The organism is Streptomyces sp. NPDC003016 (assembly GCF_053591455.1).
In genome coordinates this window covers 1-4,921 of sequence record NZ_JBSFTV010000090.1, presented here as the reverse complement: position 1 = coordinate 4,921, position 4,921 = coordinate 1, and the positions used below count along the sequence as shown (strand labels likewise).

At 70.5% G+C, this 4,921-nt stretch carries 1 protein-coding gene; it reads right to left on the bottom strand.

Translation table 11 applies throughout. The features are described from left to right. The coding region (locus ACWDZ4_RS34935) for a type I polyketide synthase (protein WP_451512406.1) at positions 1-4,921 on the bottom strand (4,921 nt) is incomplete at both ends.

Here is a 4,921-nt window from a genome sequence, read left to right as displayed (position 1 = left end):
TCGACGAGTGCTCGCGCACCGTCGGCACCGAGGCCCCGGCGGCTGAGCAGCAACAGACGGCGTACGCCGCGTTCCGTGACCAGATGCCTGGCCAGGACAGCGCCCAGACCACCCGTACCACCGGTGATCAGGACCGTGCCGTCCCGCTCCCAGCCTTCCACTGTCCCTTCCGCCCGTTCCGCCCCTTCTGCCTTGGCGGACTCTCCGGACTCTCCAGTCGCTCCGGCCTCCTCGCCGACCGGGGCGACAGGCTCCGGGAGCGGCACTCGGCCCAGCCTGGCGACCCTGACCTCGGCTTCCCTGAGGACCAGCTGCGGTTCGTCGGAGCCGAGAGCCCCGAGCACCGACGCCGAGGCGCCGGCGTCATCCGCCGGGTCAAGGTCCAGCAGTCCGAAACAACCCGGGTTCTCCGAGTGCGCGGACCGCACCAGACCCCATACGGAGGCCGCCGCCAGGTCGGCGACCGTGCCACCGTCCACGGCCACGGCGCCCCGGGTGACGAACACCAGCCGCGAGCCGACGAACCGCTCCTCGGCCAGCCAGCCCTGCACCAGGGCCAGCACCTCGGCGGTCAGCGCATGCGCCGACTCCGGGATCCCGCTGCCGGACGTACCGGCGACGCTCACCAGAACAGTGCCCGGCACCGGGGACTCCCCCGCCGCCAGCGACTGCGGATCGGCGTACGTCTCCACTCCTGCGGCGGACTTGGCCAGGGCGTCGGCGATTCCGAAGGGATCCGCACCCAGGAGGGCCAGCTGCTGATCAGCCGGCCAGGACCCGGCCGCGACCGGCGTCCACTCCACGCCGAACAGGGAATCCCTGCCGACTCCGGCAGGACCGTTCAGCTGCTCGCTGGACACCGTCCGTACGAGCAGTGAGTCGACTGAGGCGACCGGTGCACCGGAGGTGTCGACCGCGGCCACAGAGACCGCGTCCTTGCCGAGCGGCGCGAGCCGCACCCGCAGAGTTGAGGCGCCGGTGGCGTGCAGCGACACGCCCTCCCACGAGAACGGCAGACCACCACTGCTCTCGCCGCTTGCCTCACCGGCGAGCATAGAGGCGTGCAGTGCGGAGTCCAGCAGGGCGGGGTGCAGACCGAACGCGGCCGCATCCCCCTGCGCGCTCTCCGGCAGACTCACCTCGGCGAAGACCTCGCCGTCCCGGACCCACGCTGCCCGCAGGCCCTGGAACACCGGACCATAAGCGAAGCCCAGCTCCGCGAACCGCTCGTAGCAACCCTCGACGTCCAGCGCCTCCGCGCCCGCAGGCGGCCACACCGTCGCATCGAAGCCGGTCTCCGTTGCCTCGGAACGGGCGGTCAGTTCGCCCGTGGCGTGCTGCGTCCAAGGCGCGTCTCCCGCGTCTTCCGGGCGGGAGTAGACACCGACCGAACGCCGGCCCGATTCGTCGGGGGTGCCGACCGCCACCTGCACCTGAATGGCGCCGTGTTCCGGAAGGACCAGCGGCGCAGCGAGCGTCAGTTCCTCGACACGGTCGCAGCCGACCTCGTCCCCGGCCCGGATCGCCAGCTCCAGCAGAGCCGTCCCCGGAAGGAGCACCTGGCCCATCACCGCGTGGTCCATCAGCCACGGATGCGTCTGCACCGACAACCTGCCGGTGAACAGCACGCCCTGGCCCGCGGCGAGTTCGACGGCCGCACCCAGCAGCGGATGCTCGGCCGAACCGAGCCCCGCGGCCCGTACGTTCTTGGCCTCACTGGACTGCGAACCGGTCGGCCAGAACCACTGGTGCTGGAAGGCGTACGTCGGCAACTCGACGCGACGCGCACCGCTTCCGGCGAACATCCCGGCCCAGTCGGGCATCGTACCGCGCACGTGAACGCGAGCCAGCGCGGTGAGCGCGGTCAGCTCCTCGTCCCACTCCTTGCGGAGCATCGGGATGAACGCCGCGCTCTCCGGTGCGGATTCCTGGGCCATGGCGGAGAGCACCCCGTCCGGGCCCAGCTCCAGGAACGTCATCACGCCCTGCTCACCGAGGGTGCGGACGCCGTCGGCGAAGCGCACGGCCTCACGGACGTGGCGCACCCAGTACCCGGCCGAACACAGCTCCTCGGCCGACGCCATACCACCGGTCAGGTTCGACACCACCGGGATGACCGGCTCGGCGTACGACAGACCCTCCGCGACCGCCCGGAACTCCTCCAGCATCGGATCCATCAACGGCGAGTGGAACGCGTGCGAGACGCGCAGACGCGTCGTCTTACGGCCCAGCTCCACAAGTTGAGCGGCGACCTTCAGAGCCGCCTGCTCGACTCCGGAAACCACCACCGACGACGGGCCGTTGACCGCCGCGATCGACACACCGTCGACCAACAGCGGCAGGACCTCGTCCTCCGTCGCCTGCACCGCGATCATGGCGCCGCCGGTCGGCAGCGCCTGCATCAACCGCGCCCGCGCCACCACCAACGAACAGGCGTCTTCCAGCGAGAACACCCCCGCCACATGCGCCGCCGCGATCTCACCGATCGAATGACCCGCCACGAAGTCCGGGGACACACCCCACGACTCCACCAGACGGAACAACGCCACCTCGACCGCGAACAACGCCGGCTGAGTGAAGCCCGTCTCGTTCAGCAACTCCGCATCCCCGCCCCACATCACCTCACACAACGGGCGGCCCAACTCACCGTCCAGCAAAGCGAGTACCGAGTCCAGCGCCTCCGCGAACACCGGGAACCGGCCATACAACTCCCGGCCCATCCCCAACCGCTGCGAACCCTGACCCGAGAACAACACCGCCGAACGGCCACCGACCACCGCACCCGACACCACCGACGCATCCGGAGCACCGGACGCCAGGGCCGTCAGTGCGCGCACGGTGTCGGCGGAGTCACCTGCCAGGACCACCGCACGGTGGTCGAACAGCGACCGGCTCGCCACCAGCGAGTATCCGACGTCCACCGGGCGGGCAGCCGTCTCCCCGTCCACCACCGACAGCAACCGCGCCGCCTGGGCCGCCAGCGCCTCCGACGTCCTGCCCGAGAGGACCCACGGCACCACGGCTGATGACGCGGTTGCCGGAGCGGCCGGTTCATGCACGATCTCGATGACCGGCTCGGGCTGCTCCAGGATGACGTGCGCGTTCGTACCGCTGATCCCGAACGACGACACACCCGCGCGCCGGACGCGACCGGCCTCCGGCCACGGCGTGGGCTCGGTCAGCAGCTCCACCGCGCCCGCCGACCACTCCACATGGGACGACGGCTCGGTCACGTGCAGCGTCTGCGGCAGCACACCGTGGCGCATCGCCATCACCATCTTGATCACGCCCGCCACACCGGCCGCCGCCTGGGTGTGACCGATGTTCGACTTCACCGAACCCAGCAGCAGCGGACGCTCCGGGTCACGGTCGCGCCCGTACGTCGCGATCAGAGCCTGCGCCTCGATCGGGTCACCGAGCGTGGTGCCGGTGCCGTGCGCCTCCACGACATCGACGTCGTCCATCGACAGCCCGCCACTGGCGAGCGCCTGGCGGATCACCCGCTGCTGCGACGGGCCGTTGGGCGCCGTCAGACCGTTGGACGCACCGTCCTGGTTGACCGCACTGCCCCGCACCACGGCCAGAATCTCGTGACCGTTGCGCAACGCGTCCGACTGCCGCTCCAGCACCACCATGCCGACACCCTCCGACCAGCCGACACCGTCGGCCGACTCGGAGAACGCCTTGCACCGGCCATCAGGCGACAGGCCCCGCTGACGGGAGAACTCCACGAACGTGCCGGGGGTCGACATGACCGTCACACCGCCGGCCAGGGCCAGCGAGCACTCACCACTGCGCAGGGCCTGCGCGGCCAGGTGCATGGCCACCAGCGACGACGAACACGCCGTGTCCACCGTCACCGCCGGACCCTCCAGGCCCAGGGTGTACGACACCCGGCCCGAGGCGACACTTCCGGCACTGCCCTGGCCCTGGTGCCCCTCGAACTGCTTGCCGTTCAGGGTGGTGCCGTAGTCGTTGTACATCACACCGGCGTACACACCGGTCTGGCTCTCGCGCAGCGACACCGGGTCGATGCCCGCCCGCTCGATCGCCTCCCACGACGCCTCGAGCAGCAGCCGCTGCTGCGAGTCCGTCGCCATCGCCTCACGCGGTGACATCCCGAAGAACTCCGGGTCGAAGTCGCCCGCGTTCTGGAGGAAACCGCCCGATCGGGTGTACGACGTGCCCGCATGGGTCGGGTCGGGGTTGAAGAGCCCGTCGACGTCCCAGCCGCGGTTGGCCGGGAAGCCGGTCACGGCGTCTGTCCCCTCCGTGACCAGTCGCCACAGATCCTCCGGCGAGGCGACCTCACCGGGATACCGGCAGCTCATGCCCACGACCACGATCGGGTCGTCGGCCACGGGCGGAAGCATCCGAGCCGGGATCGCTGTCTGGACGTCGGTACCGAACAGCTCGTCCCTCAGGTGGTCGGCCAGCGCTGTCGCGGTCGGGTAGTCGAAGATCAGCGTGGCGGTCAGCCGCAGGCCCGTCACCGCACTCAGCTGGTTCCGCAGTTCCACAGCCATCAGTGAGTCGAAGCCGAGCTCCCTGAACTGAGCCGTGGGGTTCACGGCTGCCACACCGACATGACCGAGCACCAGGGCGACCTGCTTGCGTACGAGATCCAGCAGCGCTTCGCGGCGGGCAGCCGCGGTCAGTCCGGTCAGCTGGGCCAGCAGCCCACTGGCGGTGACCGATCCCGCGACCGCACTCCGTCGGGAGTGAGAGCGGGTGCGGATCAATGCCCGCAAGAGCGGGGGCACTTCGCCGCGCGAACGCAGGGTGGCGAGGTCCAGCCGCACCGGCACCACCACAGTCTCGCCCGTGGCGAGTGCCGTGTCGAACAGGGCGAGGCCCTGCTCGACGGAGAGCGGCGGCATTCCCGAACGGGCCAGCCGCTGCATGTCCGCCTCGGACACAC